Raw genomic sequence first — 16891 nt, forward strand, 5'->3', positions numbered from 1 at the left:
GCCAGGACGGAGCAACTTATGGGAAACCGACGGACGTGACCCAGCACACGTACGAAACCGTTTCGTTTCGTTAAGTGGGTGCGCTAGATTCGTGGTGTGACAAGACAGTCCCGTGCGGGGCCCCTCCGGCGCCGGACGGGCAGCGGGGAGGCGAGGACATGGCGGAGGCATCCGGGGCCGCGGCATCGGCCGAGCCGGCGCCCGCACCGGCACGCCGCAGCCGCATCACGCCCGAGCGTGAGGCCGAGCTGTACGCGACCGTGCTCGACCTGCTCCGCGAAGTCGGCTACGACGCCCTGACCATGGACGCCGTAGCCGCGCGCACCCGGTCCAGCAAGGCCACGCTCTACCGCCAGTGGGGCGGCAAGGCCGAGCTGGTGGCGACCGCGATCCGGCACAGCAAGCCGGGCAGCATCGCCGACGTCGACACGGGGTCGCTGCGGGGCGACCTGCACGCCCTCGTGACCCGCGAGGACGACTGCGGCATGGAGCAGAACAGCGCGCTGATGCGCGGTCTGGCCATGGCGACCCACACCAACCCGGACCTGCTCAAAGCCTTCCGGGAGCAGCTGATCGAGCCGGAGACCGCGGAGTTCCGGCGCGTGCTGCAGCGGGCCGTCGACCGCGGCGAGGTCCGCGCCGACAACCCCGCACTGCGGTACGTGGTGCACATGATGATCGGTGCGTTCGCCACCCGCGCGATCATCGACGACCAGCCGCCGACCCAGGCGTTCCTGCGTTCGTACATCGACGCCGTCGTCCTCCCCGCCCTCGGCGTCCGCACCACCTGACCCGCACCACCCGAGACACACCCCCCTGACACGTCCCCAGGCCCTGTCGTCACCGCTCACGTCGCCGGGCTGACCACCCCTGCCCAGAAGAACCCCAACGACCTGACCGGGAGTACGCCCACTGTGGCCACGTTCCTGTACAAGACCGGCCGACTCGCCTTCCGGCGGCGGCACTTCGTCGTCCTGATATGGGTGGCACTGCTCACGCTCGCCGGCGTGGGCGCCGCCTCCGCGCCCACTGCGGGCGCGTCCTCCTTCTCCATCCCCGGCACCGAGGCGCAGCGCGCCTTCGACCTGCTGGACCAGCGCTTCCCCGGTATGAACGCCGACGGGGCGACCGCGCGGGTCGTCTTCGCGGCGCCGGAGGGCGAGAAGATCACCGACGCGGCGCACAGGGCGACCGTCCGCAGGACCGTCGAGGAGCTGGCGGACGGCTCCGAAGTCGTCTCCGCCGCCGACCCGTTCACCGCGCGCGCCGTGAGCCGGGACGGCACCATCGCGTACTCCCAGGTGAAGTACGAGGTCTCCGGCATGGAGCTGGAGGACTCCGCCAAGGACGCGCTGCGGCGGGCCGCGCAGGACGCGCGCGACGCGGGGCTGACCGTCGAGATCGGCGGTGACGCGCTCAGCGCGGTGCCCGAGACGGGAGCCACCGAGGTCGTCGGCATCGCCGTTGCCGCCGTCGTCCTCGTCGTCACCTTCGGCTCGCTGGTAGCGGCCGGGCTGCCGCTGCTGACCGCGCTGGTCGGCGTGGGCATCGGTGTCTCCACCATCACGGCCCTGGCCGGCGCCCTGGACCTCGGCTCCACGACGTCCACGCTCGCGACGATGATCGGCCTCGCGGTCGGCATCGACTACGCGCTGTTCCTCGTCTCCCGCTACCGCGCCGAACTGACCGACGGCCGCGACCGCGAGGAGGCGGCCGGACGCGCCGCCGGCACCGCCGGCTCGGCGGTGGTCTTCGCCGGCCTCACGGTCGTCATCGCCCTGGTGGGCCTGTCGGTCGTGAACATCCCGATGCTGACCAAGATGGGTCTCGCGGCGGCCGGCACCGTCGTCGTCGCGGTCCTGATCGCCCTGACGATGATCCCGGCGCTGCTGGGCTACGCGGGGCGCAGGGTGAGGCCCGCCGGTGACAAGAGCCGCCTGCTCGGCGGGAACCGGACGCCGGGGAGGGCCGGCCGGCCGAACATGGGCGCGCGCTGGGCCAGTTTCGTCGTGCGCCGCCCGGTCGCGGTGCTGGTGCTCGGCGTCGTCGCACTGGGCGCCGCGGCCCTGCCCGCGTCCTCGCTGGAGCTGGGTCTGCCCGACGACGGCTCCCAGCCGGTGTCCACCACCCAGCGCCGGGCCTACGACCTGCTCTCCAAGGGCTTCGGGCCCGGCTCCAACGGCCCGCTGATGCTGGTCGTCGACGCGAAGACGAGCGACGACCCGAAGGGCGCGGTCACGACGGTCGCCGACCACGTCAAGGACCTCAAGGACGTGGTCACGGTGACGCCCGCGACCTACAACAAGGCCGGCGACACCGCGGTGATCACCGTCGTCCCCGGCTCCGAGCCGTCGTCGGCGACGACCGAGGACCTGGTGCACTCCATCCGCGGCGCGGGCCGGGGCATCACGGCCGAGACGGGCGCGAAGGTTCTGGTCACCGGCTCCACGGCGATGAACATCGACGTCTCGCAGAAGCTGAACGACGCGCTCTTCCCCTACCTCGCGCTGGTGGTGGGCCTGGCGTTCCTGCTGCTGATCGCGGTCTTCCGGTCGGTGCTGGTGCCGCTGAAGGCGGCGCTCGGCTTCCTGCTGTCGGTGATGGCGGCGCTCGGCGCGGTGGTCGCGGTCTTCCAGTGGGGCTGGCTGTCCGGCCTCCTGGGCGTCGAGCAGACCGGCCCGGTCATGTCGATGATGCCGATCTTCATGGTGGGCGTCGTCTTCGGACTCGCCATGGACTACGAGGTGTTCCTCGTGACGCGGATGCGGGAGGCGTACGTCCACGGGGAGAAGCCGGCCCAGGCGGTCGTGACCGGTTTCCGCCACGGCGCGCGGGTCGTCACGGCGGCCGCCGTCATCATGATCGCCGTCTTCTCCGGCTTCATCGGCTCCAGCGAGTCCATGGTGAAGATGATCGGGTTCGGCCTCGCGATCGCGGTGTTCTTCGACGCCTTCGTCGTGCGGATGGCGCTCGTCCCGGCCGTGCTCGCGCTGCTGGGCAAGCGGGCCTGGTGGCTGCCGCGGTGGCTGGACCGCGCCCTGCCCGACGTGGACGTGGAGGGCGAGGGCCTGCGCACCGGGCCGGCCCGGGACGGCGACCAGGAGCTGGTGCGGGCCTGAGCCGGCACGGCTGAGCAGACGCGGGGAGGCCGGTGAGGGTGCCGTGAGGTCGGCGCACCCGCACCGGCCTCCCCGCGCGTCGGGGGACGTGGGGCGGGTGTCGTGACGCGCCGGGACAGCCCTTAGGGTGCCGGGCATGACGTTCATCGAGCCGAAGCCGCTCGTCGCCGTGGCCGGCGGCACCCTGGTGGACGTGCGCGAGCGCCTCTCGTGACGCCGGTCGTCGCCGCGGCCGTGCTGCTGGCCGCGGTCACCCACGCCGGCTGGAACGCCATCGCCCACCGGATCACTGACAAACTCGTCGGCTTCACCCTGATCACGGGCGGCGGGCTGCTGATCGGGCTGGCCATCGCGCCGTTCGCGGCCGTTCCGGCGGCCGCCGCCTGGCCGTTCCTGCTCGTCTCGGCGGCCATCCACATCGTGTACTACGCGCTGCTGATGACGTCGTTCCGGCTGGGCGACTTCGGGCAGGCCTACCCCCTCGCGCGCGGCACCGCGCCGCTGGTCGTCACCGCGCTCGCGGCCGTCTTCGCGCACGAGGTGCCCGACGGCTGGGCGGCCGCGGGCATCGCACTGTCCTGCGCCGGACTGAGCGGCGTGGCTCTGTGGGGGCTGCGCGGGCGCCGGCCCCCGTGGGCGGCGATCGGGGCGGCCGTGGCCACCGGGCTGGCCATCGCGGCGTACACGGTCGTCGACGGGCTCGGGGTGCGCGCCTCGGGCACGTCCGTCGGCTACATCGCCTGGCTGATGGCGATCCAGGGGGCGGCGGTCCCGGCGTACGCCGTCCTGCGCCGACGCGGTGAGACGGCCGCCGTCCTGCGGCCCTTCGCCGCGCTGGGGCTGCTGGGGGCCGCGCTGTCCGTGCTGGCGTACGCGCTGGTGCTGTGGGCGCAGACGAAGGCCGACCTGGCGCCGGTCGCGGCGCTGCGGGAGTCGTCGATCATCGTGGGCGCGGCGATCGGAGCGGTGTTCTTCAAGGAGCGGTTCGGGGCACCGAGGATCGTGGCCGCCGGGCTGCTCGTCGTCGGCATCGGGCTGATGCTGCACACGAGTTGACGCAGGGCGCGCTTCCGGCCCGCCCTGCGCTTCCGGGACCCGTGCGCAGGCGGCCGCACCGGCCGGGCGCACCGTCCCGCGTGGGTGCGCCGACGCCGCGGGAGGGGCACCCTGGAAACAGGTGTTCCGGAGGTGATCGTCATGATGCACGCCGCTGTGGGATGGCATGTCGAGATGGAGTTCGAGGAGGACGAGCAGCACACGCGGGCGGTGGCCCTCCTGCGTCTGCCGGACGGGAGGGAGATACGCTCGCACGGGCGCGCAAGCCGTCACAGCACGGACAGCAATCAGCCGCGGGTCGGCGAGGAGATCGCGGGAGCGCGCGCCCTGAACGAGCTCGCCATGGAGCTGCTGACCAAGGCGCACACGGAGATCGACCAGACCTCGGGCCGCACGTCGCACCCGATCCACGTCTGAGCGGTGTCCCCACCGGGACGGCGCGGGACGCCGCCCCGGACGGACGGCTCATCAAGCGAGAGCGGTCCGTACCGCCCGGACCAGGGCCTGCGCCCTCGGGTCCGCCGTCACGCCGGCGCGGAAGCCGTTGGTGACGTAGCCGAAGGCGATCCCCGACTCCGGGTCGGCGAAGCCGAGGGCGCCGCCCCGGCCCGGGTGGCCGAAGGAGCCGTCGCCGAGGAACGGGGACGCGCTGCCGTGCAGCATGGAGCCCAGACCGAAGCGGGTGTGGACCACCAGGACCCGGTCCGGGCCCGCCGCCTGCTCGGCGCGGGCCAGCTCCATGGTCCGTGGGGTGAACAGGCGCCTGCCGCCGTCCACGTCACCGATGAGGGACGCGTAGAAGCGGGCCAGGCCGTCGGCGGTGGCGATGCCGTTGGACGCGGGCAGGGCCGCCGCGCGGTAGGCGGGGTCGTTCTCGTCCGGCAGCGGGCTGATCGCGCCGAACGCGCGCCGGGTCAGCGACTCCGGGTCGGCGTACGCCTGCGCGACGGACCGCTTGGGCCGGGTCCGCAGCCCGCCCGGGGCCGTGGGGGCTGCCTCCAGCCGGCCCACCCGTCCCGCGCGCCGGGCCTCGCCCTCCGGCAGCCCGACCCACAGGTCCGCCCCGAGCGGCCCGGCGATCTCGCGCTCGATCCACTCGCCGATCGTGCGGCCGGTGACCCGCCGGACCAGTCCGTCCGTCAGCCAGCTGAACGTCTGCGCGTGGTAGCCGTGGTCCGTGCCCGGCTCCCACGCCGGTGCCTGTGCCGCGACCGCCTCCGCGCCGAGGACCGGGTCGAGGGCCTGCTCCGGCGTCAGCGGCCGGTCCAGCACCGGCACGCCCGCGCGGTGCGCGAGGAGGTCGCGCACGAGGGTCTGCTCCTTGCCCGCCGTCTTGTACTCGGGCCAGTAGGCGCCCACCGGCGCGTCCAGGTCGAGCTCACCGCGCTGGTGCAGCAGCAGGACGACGGCGGCGGCCACGCCCTTCGTCGCGGACCGCACGATCTGCGCGGTGCCGCGTTCCCACGGCGCCGGCGTGGACGTACCGCCCGCGGCCGTCCCGTCCATGTCCCGGGCGCCGCCCCACAGGTCGACGACCCGGTGCCCGTCCCGGTACACGGCCACGGCCGCGCCCCGCTCGCCCAGCACCGCGAAGTTGCGGGCGAACGCCTCCCTGACCGGCTCGAAACCCCCGGCGACGGTGCCGTGCACACTGACCCCGCCGCTGCCGTCCACGCCCGCGCCCCTGCCTGCGTCCGCGTCCACGTCCGCCGTCCTTCCTGCCCGACCTGTACCAGGGGTGCAACGCGCGCTCCCGGTCCGCGATTCCTGTGCCCGGGCACGGACGGCTCACGCGCCCGCCGTCACCGACCGCGGGTCGAAGCCGAACGGCAGCTCCAGCCGGTGGGCGCGCATGAGGGTGTCGTCGGCGAGCAGTTCACCGGTCGGGCCGTCCGCGACGATCACACCATCGCTCAGCACCAGCGAACGCGGGCACAACTCCAGCGCGTACGGCAGGTCGTGCGTGACCATGAGGACCGTCACGTCCAACGTGCGCAGGATCTCGGCCAGTTCCCGGCGGGAGGCCGGGTCGAGGTTGGACGACGGCTCGTCCAGCACCAGGATCTCCGGCTCCATGGCGAGGACGGTCGCCACGGCCACCCGGCGGCGCTGGCCGAAGGAGAGGTGGTGCGGCGGGCGGTCGGCGAAGTCCTCCATGCCCACCCGCTCCAGCGCGGTGCGCACCCGCCGCTCCAGCTCCGGGCCCTTGAGCCCGGCCGCCGCGGGGCCGAACGCCACGTCCTCCCGCACGGTCGGCATGAACAGCTGGTCGTCCGGGTCCTGGAAGACGATGCCGACCTTGCGCCGGATCTCGGCCATGTGCTCCTTGCCGACGGGCAGCCCCGCCACCGTCACCGTGCCCGCCCCGCCGGTCAGGATGCCGTTGAGGTGCAGCACGAGGGTCGTCTTGCCGGCGCCGTTCGGGCCGAGCAGGGCGACCCGCTCGCCGCGCGGGACGCGGAAGTCCACGCCGAACAGGGCCTGGTGGCCGTCGGGGTAGGCGAAGGCGAGGCCCGAGACCTCGAGCGAGGGCGGTACGGCGGTCACCGGATCCGGTCCGGCGGTCGGAGCAGTCACAGGACCCATCCCAGCAGACAGACGACGAGGGCGGCGAAGGGGAGGGCGAGGGCGTACGACCACTGCGCCCGGGACGCGGTCACCTCGTCGATCACCGGCATCGAACCGGCGTACCCGCGGCTGACCATGGCCAGGTGCACCCGCTCGCCGCGCTCGTAGGAGCGGATGAACAGCGCGCCCGCGGACTTGGCGAGGATCCCCCAGTGCCGGATGCCGCGGGCCTCGAAGCCGCGCGACTGGCGGGCGATCCGCATCCTGCGCATCTCGTCGGTGATGACGTCGCCGTAGCGGATCATGAAGGAGGCGATCTGCACGAGCAGCGGCGGCAGTCTGAGGCGCTGCAGGCCGAGGAGCAGGGCGCGCAGTTCCGTGGTGGCCGCGAGCAGGACGGAGGCGGCGACGCCGAGGGTGCCCTTGGCGAGGACGTTCCAGGCACCCCACAGCCCGGACACGCTCAGGGACAGCCCGAGGACGTCCACGCGCTCGCCCTGGGCCACGAACGGCATGAGCACCGCGAACGCGACGAAGGGGACCTCGATCAGCAACCGCTTGAGCAGGAAGCCGGCGGGTACGCGCGCGGCGTACGCGACGGTCCCGAGCAGCACGGCGTAGAGCGCGAACGCCCACATCGCCTCCCGCGGGGTCGACACCACGACGACCACGAAGGCGAAGGCGGCGGCCAGTTTGGTGTGCGGCGGCAGCGCGTGCACGGGGGAGTGCGCGTGCCGGTACAGCCGGTGCGCCCCGCCGGCGCCGGCCGCGTGGGAGGTGCCCGCGCCCATGTCAGACGGCCTGCGAGGAGGGGTGGGAGGAGGACTCGGCGGAGGCACCGCGGCGCCTGCGGACGACCCGGAAGAGGGTGCCGCCCACCACGACGGTGGCGCCGACGCCGATCACGCCCGCGAGACCGCCGGACAGCCGTGCGTCGGAGACGTCCTTCACGCCGTAGTCCGCGAGGGGGGAGTCGGCGGCCGCGTGCGGCTCGGCCTTCCTGTCGATGCCCTGGTCGCGGGCGACCTTCTCCAGTCCGTCGGGGGCGGCGGAGGCGTAGAAGCTGACGAAGCCGGCGAGGACGAGCGAGGTGACCAGGCCCGTGATCCACACCTTGCGGTGGCGGGGGGCCCGGGCGGCGCCCGCGGCCCGGGGGAGGGCCGGCTCCGGCTCGGGGCGCGCGGCCGGGGCGTCGACCAGTTCGCCGTCGACCCGCAGCTTCAGCCGCTGCTGGATCCCGCGGGCCCCGTACACCAGGTCCGGCCGTACGGCGATGACGGCGCCGACCGTCAGGGCGGTGATCGCCGCCTCGCCGATGCCGATGAGGACGTGCACGCCGATCATGCCGGTCGCGACCTTGCCGATCGGCACGTCCGTGGTCCCGCCGACCGCGTAGATCAGCGTGAAGGCTACGGCGGCGGCCGGGACGGAGAGCAGGGCGGCGGTGAACGAGGCGACGGTGACCGAGCGCCGCCTGCGCGGCAGCACCTTCACCAGGCCGCGGAAGACGGCGTAGGACACGACCGTCGTGACGATGGCCATGTCGGTGATGTTGACGCCGAGCGCGGTCAGGCCGCCGTCGGCGAACAGGATCCCCTGCATGAGCAGGACCACCGAGACGCACAGGATGCCGGTGTAGGGGCCGACGAGTATCGCCGCCAGGGCACCGCCGAGCAGGTGCCCGCTGGTCCCCGCCGCGACGGGGAAGTTCAGCATCTGCACGGCGAAGATGAACGCGGCCACGAGGCCGGCCAGCGGCGCCGTCCGCTCGTCCAGTTCACGGCGGGCGCCGCGCAGTCCGACGGCGAGGGCGCCGACGGCTGCGACTCCGGCGGCGGCGGACACGGGGGCGTCGATGAATCCGTCAGGCACATGCACAGGTCGATGATAGTCGCTTGTTGCGAATCAGTTGCAAGAGCGAGGAGGTCGTGCGGGACCTTCCGGTCCCGGTGTGCGGCGGCGCTCGGAGCCGGAGGGTGCGTGCCCGACGATGGAGGGCGCCTACGGGAAAAGATGCATACCGGGAAATATGGGACATTGGGAATGAGGCGAATGCAGAACTTCCGGACCGGTGACTGAGCGTGGGAGGGTCGTCCGATGTCGGTAGTCGAACAGTACGCGCGAGTCCGCATCCTCACGGACCACGACATACAGCAGGACGAGGACGCCGTTCCGGTCGTCCTGCGCTACGACCCCGAGGCCGACTCGCGCTCGGTGCGCGTCCGCCTCCCCGGCCCCCACGAGTGGACCGTGCCCCGGTCGCTGCTGGAGGAGGGGCTGCGCGCCCCGGCCGGCATCGGCGAGGTCCGGGTGTGGCCGTGCGGCCGGGTGCAGGCCGTGGTCGAGTTCCACTCCCCGAGGGGCGTCTCGGTCGTGCAGTTCGAGACCCGGACGCTCCTCCGCTTCCTGCGGCGGACGTACGCGGCCGCCACCCCCGTCGCCCACCGCTGACCGGCACGGCCGGCGCCGTCAGCCGCCCGCCTTCAGCAGGGCCGCCACGATCGGGCCCGCGGTGTCACCGCCGTGGCCGCCCGCCTGGACGACGCCCGCGGCGGCGAGGTCACCGCGGTAGGCGGTGAACCAGCCGTTCGGCTTCTTCTGGTTGTCGACCTCGGCCGACCCCGTCTTGGCGCCGTAGTCCGGGCCGAGACCCGACATCGCCTCGGCGGCGGTGCCGGACGCGGCCGTGTACCTCATCAGTTCCCGCAGCTGGGAGAGCGTGGACGGGGACAGCGTGCGCGAGGCGGTGGCCAGGGTGCGGCCGTCGACGCTCGGGGCCACCAGGTACGGCTGGTGGAAGGCGCCCGAGGCGACCGTCGCGGCCACCGACGCCATGTTCAGCGGGTTCATGCGCACCCCGCCCTGGCCCATCAGGGACGCGGCCATCTGCGCCGCGCTCTGCACCGGCACCGCCCCGTCGAACGACGGCACACCGATGGACCAGTTGTCCATCGACAGCCCGAACACCTGCTGGGCCTGCCGGGTCAGGTCGTCGTTCGCCAGCTTCCCGGCCTGGCTGATGAAGGCGGTGTTGCAGGAGCGGGCGAAGCTCGCCTTGAACGTGCCGCCCTTGATCTCGAAGTCGTCGTCGTTGTGGAACTTCCACCCGCCGTAGGTGAACGTCTTCGGGCACGGATGTTCCTTGTCCGCCGACGCCAGCCCCTTGTCGATCAGCAGCGACGCGGTGATGACCTTCATGGTGGAGCCGGGGGCGAGGGAGCCCTGGAGGGCCGTGTTGAAGCCGTGGCCGCTGTTCGCCACCGCGAGGATCTCGCCGGTCGAGGCACGCGTCAGCACCACCGATGCCCGCGCCCGCTTGGCCACCTGCTGCTCGGCGGCCGCCTGCAGGGTGGGGCTCAGCGTCGTCCTCACCGTGCCCGGTGTGCCCTTGCTCAGCTCCAGCAGCGTCTTGTCCGGGAGTTCGGCCGCCTGCGACGCCTTGCCGCGCACCACGCGGAGTTCGACGCCGGCCGTACCGCCCGCCGTCTTGCCGTACTTCGCGCGCAACCCGTCCAGCACCGTGCCCAGCGACGGGTACGCCGCCGCGGTCAGCTCGCCGCCGTGCCGGTCCAGCGCCTTGACCGGCGGGGTCCCGGACTCGCCGGTGACGAGGGTGTCGCCGTCCCTCAGTTCGGGATGGACCACCGAGGCGTGCCAGTCGACGAGCGGCTTGCCGTCCGTGGTGCCGCGCACGACGGTCAGCGCGCCCGCGTACGCCAGGGGTCTGCTGAGGTCCTCGTACGTCACCGTGGCCTTGACGGAGAAGGGGACTCTGGCGCCGGCGGGGGTGCCCGGGGTCAGCGTGACGCCCGTCAGACGGGCGTCCCTGGTGTACCCGGTGAGCAGGGCCGCGGCCGCCGCGGAGTCGTTCGTCGCGGCCGCCGCCTCCGCGGTGCGGCCCTGCTGCCAGGCCGTCAGGAACCGCTCGGCGGTGGTGCGCACCTCGGTCGCCGACAGCGGGCCGGTCTTCACCGGCCGGTGGCCTGCGGCCGTCCGGGTCCCGTCGTCGGCCGCGGCGCCGCCGCCGTACAGCGCGTAGACACCGAACCCCGCGCCGCCGACCACGACGGCGATCATGCCGCCGACCACGGCGGGCGTCCTCTTCCGTCGCTCGGCGACACGCCTTCTTCTGCCCACTGGCCTTCGTTCCTCCGCGAATCCCCGGGGCCCCGCCGCCCTCGTTGCCCTCACGCTCCCCAACGCCGGAGCCCAGACTAGGCCCTGGCGCCCCCTTCCCGTCCGCCGGACGGCGATGCGGCGGCGGAACCGGGCTCGCCGCCTCCGCCCGCCACCGGGTCGCCGGCGGTGCCGTGGCACGTGGCCCGACTCAGTCGCCCGCGCGCAGCACGGCCGCCACGATCGGGCCCGCCGCGTCGCCGCCGTGGCCGCCCTCCTGCGTCATGGCCGCGGCGGCCACATCGTTGCGGTACCCGGCGAACCAGCTGTTGGACCGGGCCTGTCCGTCGACCTCCGCCGAGCCGGTCTTCGCGCCGATGCGTCCGGTCAGCCCGGACATCGCGACGGCCGCCGTCCCGCTGGTGGCGGTGCGGTTCATCATCTGCCGCAGCTGGGTCACCGTGCCCGCCGGCAGGCCCTTCGCCCGCGCCAGGGGGCGGCCGTCGAGGTCCTGCGGCACGATCACCGGCTGCCGGAAGCCGCCCGTCATCGCGGTGGCCGTCACCGACGCCATGTCCAGCGGGCTCATCTGCACCTGGCCCTGGCCGATCAGGTTGGCCGCCTTGTCCGGACCGCCCACGTCGGGAACCGACCCGTCGAAGGAGGGGATGCCGACCTTCCAGTTGTCCTTGCCGAGTCCGAAGCGCTCCTCGGCCTCACGCTGCAGGGAGTCCACCTTCAGGTCGTCCGTGAACTTGATGAAGGCGGTGTTGCAGGAGCGCGCGAAGCTCTCGGAGAGGGTGGCGCCCTCGTTCGGGCGCATGTCCTTGAGGTTGTGGAAGGTCTGGCCCTCCCACATCGCGTCCGGGGTGCAGGGCGCCGGTCCGCCGGCCGTCGTGATCCCGTTGTCGATGAGGGTGGCGGCGGTGACGATCTTCATGGTGGAGCCGGGGGCGAGCCGGCCGAGGAACGCCGCGTTCCAGGCGTCGTTGCGGTGGTTGGCGACCGCCAGCACCTCACCGGTGGACGCCTTGACGGCCACGACGGACGACTCGGCGTACCGCTGCACCGACCGCTCGGCCGCCGCCTGGGCGCCGGCGCTGAGGGTCGTGTGCAGCTCGCCCGGCCTTCCCTCGGCGAGCGTCATCAGCGGCGTCCCGGCGCTGCCCGGACTCGCGTGACGGACACTCAGCTCGACGGCGGGCGAGCCGCCCGCCTTGTCGCCGTAGAGGGCGCGCAGTTCGTCCAGGATCGGCCCGAGGGAGGGGTACTTCTCCTTCGTCAGGACGGCGCCGTGGCGGTCCAGGGCCCGGATCGGCGGCTTGGCCGACTCGGCCGTGACGAGCGTGTCGCCCTTCTTCAGGGAGGGGTGCACCAGGGCCGGGTCCCAGTCGACCAGCGGGCGGTGGGTGGTCTCGCCGCGCACCACGGTGAGCCGGCTGCGGTAGGCCAGCGGCTTGGACGTCCCCCCGTACGACACGGTCCCGCGTACGGAGAACGGCACGCTGGTGCCGGCAACGGCTCCCGGCGCGACCTTCACGTCCTCGATGTGCGCGGCCCGGCCGTAGGCCGTCAGCAACGCGCCGGCCTCCTCGGGGAAGTTGGTGTACGACGCGGCCGTCGACGGGTCCTGCCTCTCCCAGGCCGCGAAGAACTTCGCCGCCGTCTGCTCGACCTCGGCCGCGCTCGGCGGCCCGGTCTCCGCGGGCGCGGCCCCTCCGAGGCCCGCGTCGCTCTCGATCGCGGACACGGCGTTGAACGCCCCGTAGCCCACCCCGCCCACCACCACGGCGAACACACCGCCGACGACGGCGGCCTTCACCCCCTTGCGCATGACGCGCTCCCCTCCCGTTTCGGCCTCCGGCACTTTAGGTGGTCACCGGGACACCTGGGAGGGCTGTTTCCGGATGGTGTCCGAACGGAGATCAGCGGGCTGACCCTGACCCCGGCGCCCGGGCACATACGTGAACGGAGGGAGTCTGCCTCAGACGCCGCCGGGCTGGTCGGCCGGGTTCGGGCTTCCGTCGATCGGTGTGCGGGGCTGGGGGACCTGGTCGGCCGGTTGCTGACCTGTCTGCACCTGACGTGCCAGCGAGGCCAGCGCCTTGAAGTCGGGGAGCTTCCTGATGACGAAGATCCCCGCGATGGAGGAGGCGGGAAGGCCGCACAGCAGGACGCCGTATCCCGCTTCGTGCGCCTCGACCATGGTGTGGGCCACCCACGCGAAGGCGGCCACCGACCCGCCCGCCACCAAGGTCCCGGCCGTGGCGCGTGTGCCCCCGGCCGGCCGGAAGACCCCTAGACCCAGGTGTCCAGCCACATCCGTGACCGCCAGGAGCCGATCGGGATGGCGGTGCCGGTGTAGATCGGCCAGAAGTAGACGAAGTCCGCGCGGACCGGCCCCGTAGGGCCCCGACCAGCGCGTTTACCTCTGGTCGGGGCCGGATTAGGCGACTCGGGCCGTCTCTGGGCCGTGATCTTGAGGACTCGACGCCAGATACAGGTTATCGACCGCCTTCCGGGTGCGTCCCTCGCTGCTTGGCATCAGGTGTGTGTACGTCCGGAGCGTGAACCCCGGATCGCTGTGACCGAGGTACTGACTCAGCGCCCGGATGTTCTCGCCGGCGTCAAGCAGCACCGACGCGTAGAAGTGCCTGAGAGCGTGCATGCCGTGCTCCGGGGCGGACGCGTACCGCTCGCCCGCCTTCCGTGCGGGGATGATGCCGGCAGCGACGAGCGCGGGCTTCCAGTAGTGATCGTTGAAGTGGCTCACGCGCACGTGCCGCCCCTCGATTCCGCCGAAGATAAGCCGCTTCGTCGTGGGGGGACCGTCCGGCGTGCGCCAGGGGAGCGTCACGTCGATCGGCTGGAACTCCTTCGAGTGGTCCCGGAGCACGGTGGCCACGGCCTTGGGTAGCGGCACATCCCGGATCTTGCCGCCCTTCGGCAGGGCGTAGACGTACTTGCCACGAATGCGCTTGAGTTGATGGCCTACCGACAGCCAACCGCCCTCGTAGTCCAGTTCGTCTACGGCCAGACCGAAGATCTCACCCTGCCGCAGTCCGCAGCCTGCCCCGGCGTCCACGGCAGCCTGGTAGCGCTGGGGGAGGGCGGCGCGCACGCCGAAGACCTGCGCTGTCGTCCACGGGATGACGCGCGGCTTGCCGGGCTTCGGAAGTTGTACCGTGCGGGCCCGGCAGGGGTTCTTGCTGAGTAGCCCGTCGTCGACCGCCGCGCTGAGCGCTGCCGAGACGGTGCCCACGATGATGCGGCGGTGAGACTCCGCCGGCACGGTGGCTTCAAGACCGGCGATCCAGGTGCGGATGTGCTCGGGCTTGAAGGAACCGAGCGGGCGAGAGCCGATGTGGGGGTAGGCGTGCAGGCGGAGTCGACGCTCCGCGGCCTCACGGCTGTTGATCTCGCCGGTGTGCGTTTTGATCCATCGTTCGGCGTACTGCCGAAACGTGGTCTGCCCAGCGCGTGGGTCGACGTACTGACCGCGCGACATGTCCGCTTCGATGTGCGCGAGCCACTGTTTGGCGAGCCGCAGTTCCTTGTCGCGGAATGACTTGCTCTTCTCGGTGCCGTCCGGGCCGACGTACCGGGCGCGGTATCGGAGTCCCGTTCCGTGACGGTCGGTCTTGATTTTGACGGGCTTGCCGTCGGGGCCGGTGACGGTCTTGAACCAACGGTCTTGAATGTGGCCTGCCATGTGGGGCGTGGTCCCTTCTGGGCATGGGACGGGGAGGGCCACGGTGTGGCCCTCCCCGGGAGTTGTGTGATGCCAGGAGGCGTCAGGCAGCCTCGGCGGCGGCGTTCTTGCGGCTGGTGACGTAGGCGCGCACGTCTGCAGGGTCGTAGCGCAGGTGCTTGCCGATGCGGAAGCCGGGCGGGCCGATGCGCTTCTTGCGCCACTGGTAGACGGTCTCTTTCGGTACCTCGAAGATCTCGGCGATGTCGTCAGGGGTGAGGTACCGGTCGGGGAGACCTGCCCGAAGGGTGGCGCGGGGGTCCTCGTGGCCGGGGGCGGGCGCGCTCACTGAGTCCTCCAAGTTGGAGATGCGGTGCTCTGATCGCGGCTCATCCGCGATCAGAGAGTGAGACCTGCGGACAGACTTGGGTCCAAAGACCTTTCAGGTGCCCCTACCTGTCCGAGGTGTGGATTTCTGCGTCACAGCGTCATCAGCGTCATTCAGGGTCCTGACCTGCGAGTTTGTGTGACGTAGCGGTTTGAGGGTGCGTCACCGGTGCGTCATGGGCTGCGTCACCGGGTGACGCAGGTGACGCAGGATGACGCAGGCGCCGCCGTCTGCGTCACGGCTGTAGTGGCAGGTCAGGTGCCGTTTTTCGGCTTGCGCGACGCAGGTGACGCAGCGTCTTCCCTCTTAGGACAAAAGAGGGGGTGCCTGTTGTAGTGCGGGCGCGCCTCACAGCGTGAAGAAGGAGCCGCTGCGCGGCGCGACCCTTGGGCGGCGTTCCGCCGAACAGCAAGAAGAGCACGCCTCGGCAGTGCGGTTGGTGCTCTTCTTGCTTGTCCGGCGAGCGCGGGCGCGGGTCAGAACATCGGCTTGTGCTCGTGTGGGGGCGGGGTGGCCGTGCGGGTCATTTCGAGGTAGCGGCCCTCCCTGGTGCGGCCCGAGTCGATGAGGACACCCCGGGCGGCCAGGGTCGGCTGGAGGCGCTTGAGCCGGTCGGAGAGGACTTTGCCCGTGGTCGGCCAGCCTTTGGGCAGGGACCGGAGTTCGTCGCCGCTGTAGAGGCCGCTGAGGTGGTGCAGCCACTCGGTGGACGTCATGCGCTGCGCGCCACCCGGTTGCATGGTGTCGGCGTGCTTGAGGACGGTCTGGGCGAGGAGGTCGCCCTCGATGACGTCGTCGTTGAGGTCGTCCAGGCTGGCCCGGTAGGCGGCGAGAGCTCCCAGCCCGGTCGCTGCGTCGAGTTGCGCGCACAGGTGGGCGAAGTCGGCCATGCGCAGATCGGTGGGGGTCTCCGCCTCAGCCGCGCGGACTTTCACCGTGAGGTCCAGGAGGGAGCCGAGAACGACGGGCAGCACCTCCGCGTACTCCGCCCACAACTCCGCTTCGGTGCGCCGGACGCTGGGCCGCTCCAGCCGCAGCGGCAGGAGCCGTTCGGCGAGGTCGGGCCGGATCACGCCCACGTCGATGCCAGTCAGCAGCAGGGGCCGGCGGTAGCCGACGCGGAACACGTCCCCATCGGTGAACAGGGCGCGCTTGACGTTCTCGGCGCCGGTGACGATGCAGCACATGGCGTCGGACAGGTCCGGGGTCATGTGGGAGAGGTTGTCCAGCGCGGTGACCCACCCGGCAGCCACCGCGGCGATCAGGTTCTCCTCGTCCTTCGGGGCACGGCGCAGGTCGCCGCTCATGCCCTCGATGATGCGCACGAGCATGCGACCGCCGGTGGACTTGCCGGCACCCTGGGGGCCGGTGAGGAACGGGGCGGGGACGGGGACGGACGGAGCGAGGCAGCCGATGAGCCAGGCGATGGCCAGGCACTCGGTTTCCGCGGTTGCGAAGTTGCACAGCCGCATCAGCAGGTCGATGCCTTTGCCGTCGGTGTCCTTGACGGGAAGGGGCAGTTCTCCGGTGAGCTGGGTACGGCGCCAGCACACCTCGCGCGGGTCGGGGATGGCGATGTCCCAGCCGGTGGGGTGGATACGGACGGACTGGCCGTCATCGCGGCCCAGGTCCAGCCACGTCGCCCCGTCGAATCCGGGGGCGACGCGGATGTGGACGGGCTGCACGTCCTCGGTCAGCGCGAGCGCTTCGATCAAGTCCAAGGCCTCTTTGAGCGCGGTGCCGTTGAACACGCCGAGCCCGTCTTTGAACAGACCGACCATGAGTTCCTGCCGGTGGCTGCCCGTCGTGCCCTGGGAGCGCATCGGGCGGGCCACGGGGTGGCCGTTGCGCTGCGCGTAGACGGTTCCGTCGGCGGTGCGGAAGTACCGGAAGTGCGCTTGCGCGTAGTCGGCGATGATCTCGCGGGCCGGGGTCTTTTCGTCCTCGGACATG

The 16891-nt window shown here is 72.2% G+C and carries 15 protein-coding genes; 5 read left to right on the plus strand and 10 right to left on the minus strand.

All coding sequences use genetic code 11. The features are described from left to right. Nucleotides 1-158: 158 nt before the first annotated feature. From ACWDNY_RS10260 to ACWDNY_RS10275, 4 genes are all read left to right on the plus strand, one after another. Nucleotides 159-791, plus strand: coding sequence for a TetR/AcrR family transcriptional regulator (locus ACWDNY_RS10260; protein ID WP_451645288.1), 633 nt, complete (start codon nt 159-161; stop codon nt 789-791). A 123-nt stretch (nt 792-914) separates the two neighbouring features. Beyond that, nucleotides 915-3119: an MMPL family transporter gene (locus tag ACWDNY_RS10265; protein ID WP_451645289.1), complete on the plus strand. Its 2205-nt coding sequence runs from the start codon at nt 915-917 to the stop codon at nt 3117-3119. Between the two features lie 210 nt (nt 3120-3329). Further along, nucleotides 3330-4175: an EamA family transporter gene (locus ACWDNY_RS10270; RefSeq protein WP_451645290.1), complete on the plus strand. Its 846-nt coding sequence runs from the start codon at nt 3330-3332 to the stop codon at nt 4173-4175. Between the two features lie 141 nt (nt 4176-4316). Continuing rightward, on the plus strand, nt 4317-4592 hold the full coding sequence (locus tag ACWDNY_RS10275) for a DUF1876 domain-containing protein (RefSeq protein WP_451645291.1): 276 nt from the start codon (nt 4317-4319) through the stop codon (nt 4590-4592). A gap of 51 nt (nt 4593-4643) precedes the next feature. Here the strand turns inward: ACWDNY_RS10275 and ACWDNY_RS10280 are convergent, their stop codons facing one another. The 4 genes from ACWDNY_RS10280 to ACWDNY_RS10295 all read right to left on the minus strand — a co-directional run bounded on the left by ACWDNY_RS10280 (nt 4644) and on the right by ACWDNY_RS10295 (nt 8621). Beyond that, entirely contained in the window at nt 4644-5879 is a 1236-nt protein-coding gene (locus ACWDNY_RS10280; RefSeq protein WP_451645292.1) for a serine hydrolase domain-containing protein, read from the minus strand. An 84-nt stretch (nt 5880-5963) separates the two neighbouring features. Then, complete coding sequence (locus ACWDNY_RS10285; RefSeq protein WP_451645293.1) at nt 5964-6761, minus strand: energy-coupling factor ABC transporter ATP-binding protein; 798 nt, start codon at nt 6759-6761, stop codon at nt 5964-5966. Beyond that, the gene (cbiQ, locus tag ACWDNY_RS10290) at nt 6749-7534 is read right to left on the minus strand and encodes a cobalt ECF transporter T component CbiQ (RefSeq protein WP_451645294.1); all 786 of its coding nucleotides are present in this window, start codon (nt 7532-7534) and stop codon (nt 6749-6751) included. Before cbiQ ends, ACWDNY_RS10285 begins: the two co-directional genes overlap by 13 nt. Before the next feature lies 1 nt (nt 7535). Then, nucleotides 7536-8621, minus strand: a complete 1086-nt coding sequence (locus ACWDNY_RS10295) for an energy-coupling factor ABC transporter permease (protein ID WP_451645295.1) — start codon at nt 8619-8621, stop codon at nt 7536-7538. Nucleotides 8622-8840: 219 nt separating this feature from the next. Between ACWDNY_RS10295 and ACWDNY_RS10300 the strand changes: the two genes are divergently transcribed. Continuing rightward, nucleotides 8841-9194: an SsgA family sporulation/cell division regulator gene (locus tag ACWDNY_RS10300; protein ID WP_451645296.1), complete on the plus strand. Its 354-nt coding sequence runs from the start codon at nt 8841-8843 to the stop codon at nt 9192-9194. A gap of 18 nt (nt 9195-9212) precedes the next feature. Here the strand turns inward: ACWDNY_RS10300 and ACWDNY_RS10305 are convergent, their stop codons facing one another. The 6 genes from ACWDNY_RS10305 to ACWDNY_RS10330 all read right to left on the minus strand — a co-directional run bounded on the left by ACWDNY_RS10305 (nt 9213) and on the right by ACWDNY_RS10330 (nt 16890). After that, nucleotides 9213-10880, minus strand: coding sequence for a penicillin-binding transpeptidase domain-containing protein (locus ACWDNY_RS10305; protein WP_451645297.1), 1668 nt, complete (start codon nt 10878-10880; stop codon nt 9213-9215). Between the two features lie 190 nt (nt 10881-11070). Next, nucleotides 11071-12693, minus strand: a complete 1623-nt coding sequence (locus ACWDNY_RS10310; protein ID WP_451645298.1) for a penicillin-binding transpeptidase domain-containing protein — start codon at nt 12691-12693, stop codon at nt 11071-11073. Between the two features lie 150 nt (nt 12694-12843). Continuing rightward, nucleotides 12844-13095, minus strand: a complete 252-nt coding sequence (locus tag ACWDNY_RS10315; RefSeq protein WP_451645299.1) for a hypothetical protein — start codon at nt 13093-13095, stop codon at nt 12844-12846. A 210-nt stretch (nt 13096-13305) separates the two neighbouring features. Beyond that, entirely contained in the window at nt 13306-14571 is a 1266-nt protein-coding gene (locus ACWDNY_RS10320; protein WP_451645300.1) for a tyrosine-type recombinase/integrase, read from the minus strand. 82 nt (nt 14572-14653) lie between these two features. Beyond that, complete coding sequence (locus tag ACWDNY_RS10325; RefSeq protein ID WP_451645301.1) at nt 14654-14899, minus strand: helix-turn-helix domain-containing protein; 246 nt, start codon at nt 14897-14899, stop codon at nt 14654-14656. A gap of 515 nt (nt 14900-15414) precedes the next feature. Next, the gene (locus ACWDNY_RS10330) at nt 15415-16890 is read right to left on the minus strand and encodes an ATP-binding protein (RefSeq protein ID WP_451645302.1); all 1476 of its coding nucleotides are present in this window, start codon (nt 16888-16890) and stop codon (nt 15415-15417) included. Nucleotide 16891 lies beyond the last annotated feature (1 nt).

It is taken from the genome of Streptomyces sp. NPDC003697 (assembly GCF_053587115.1).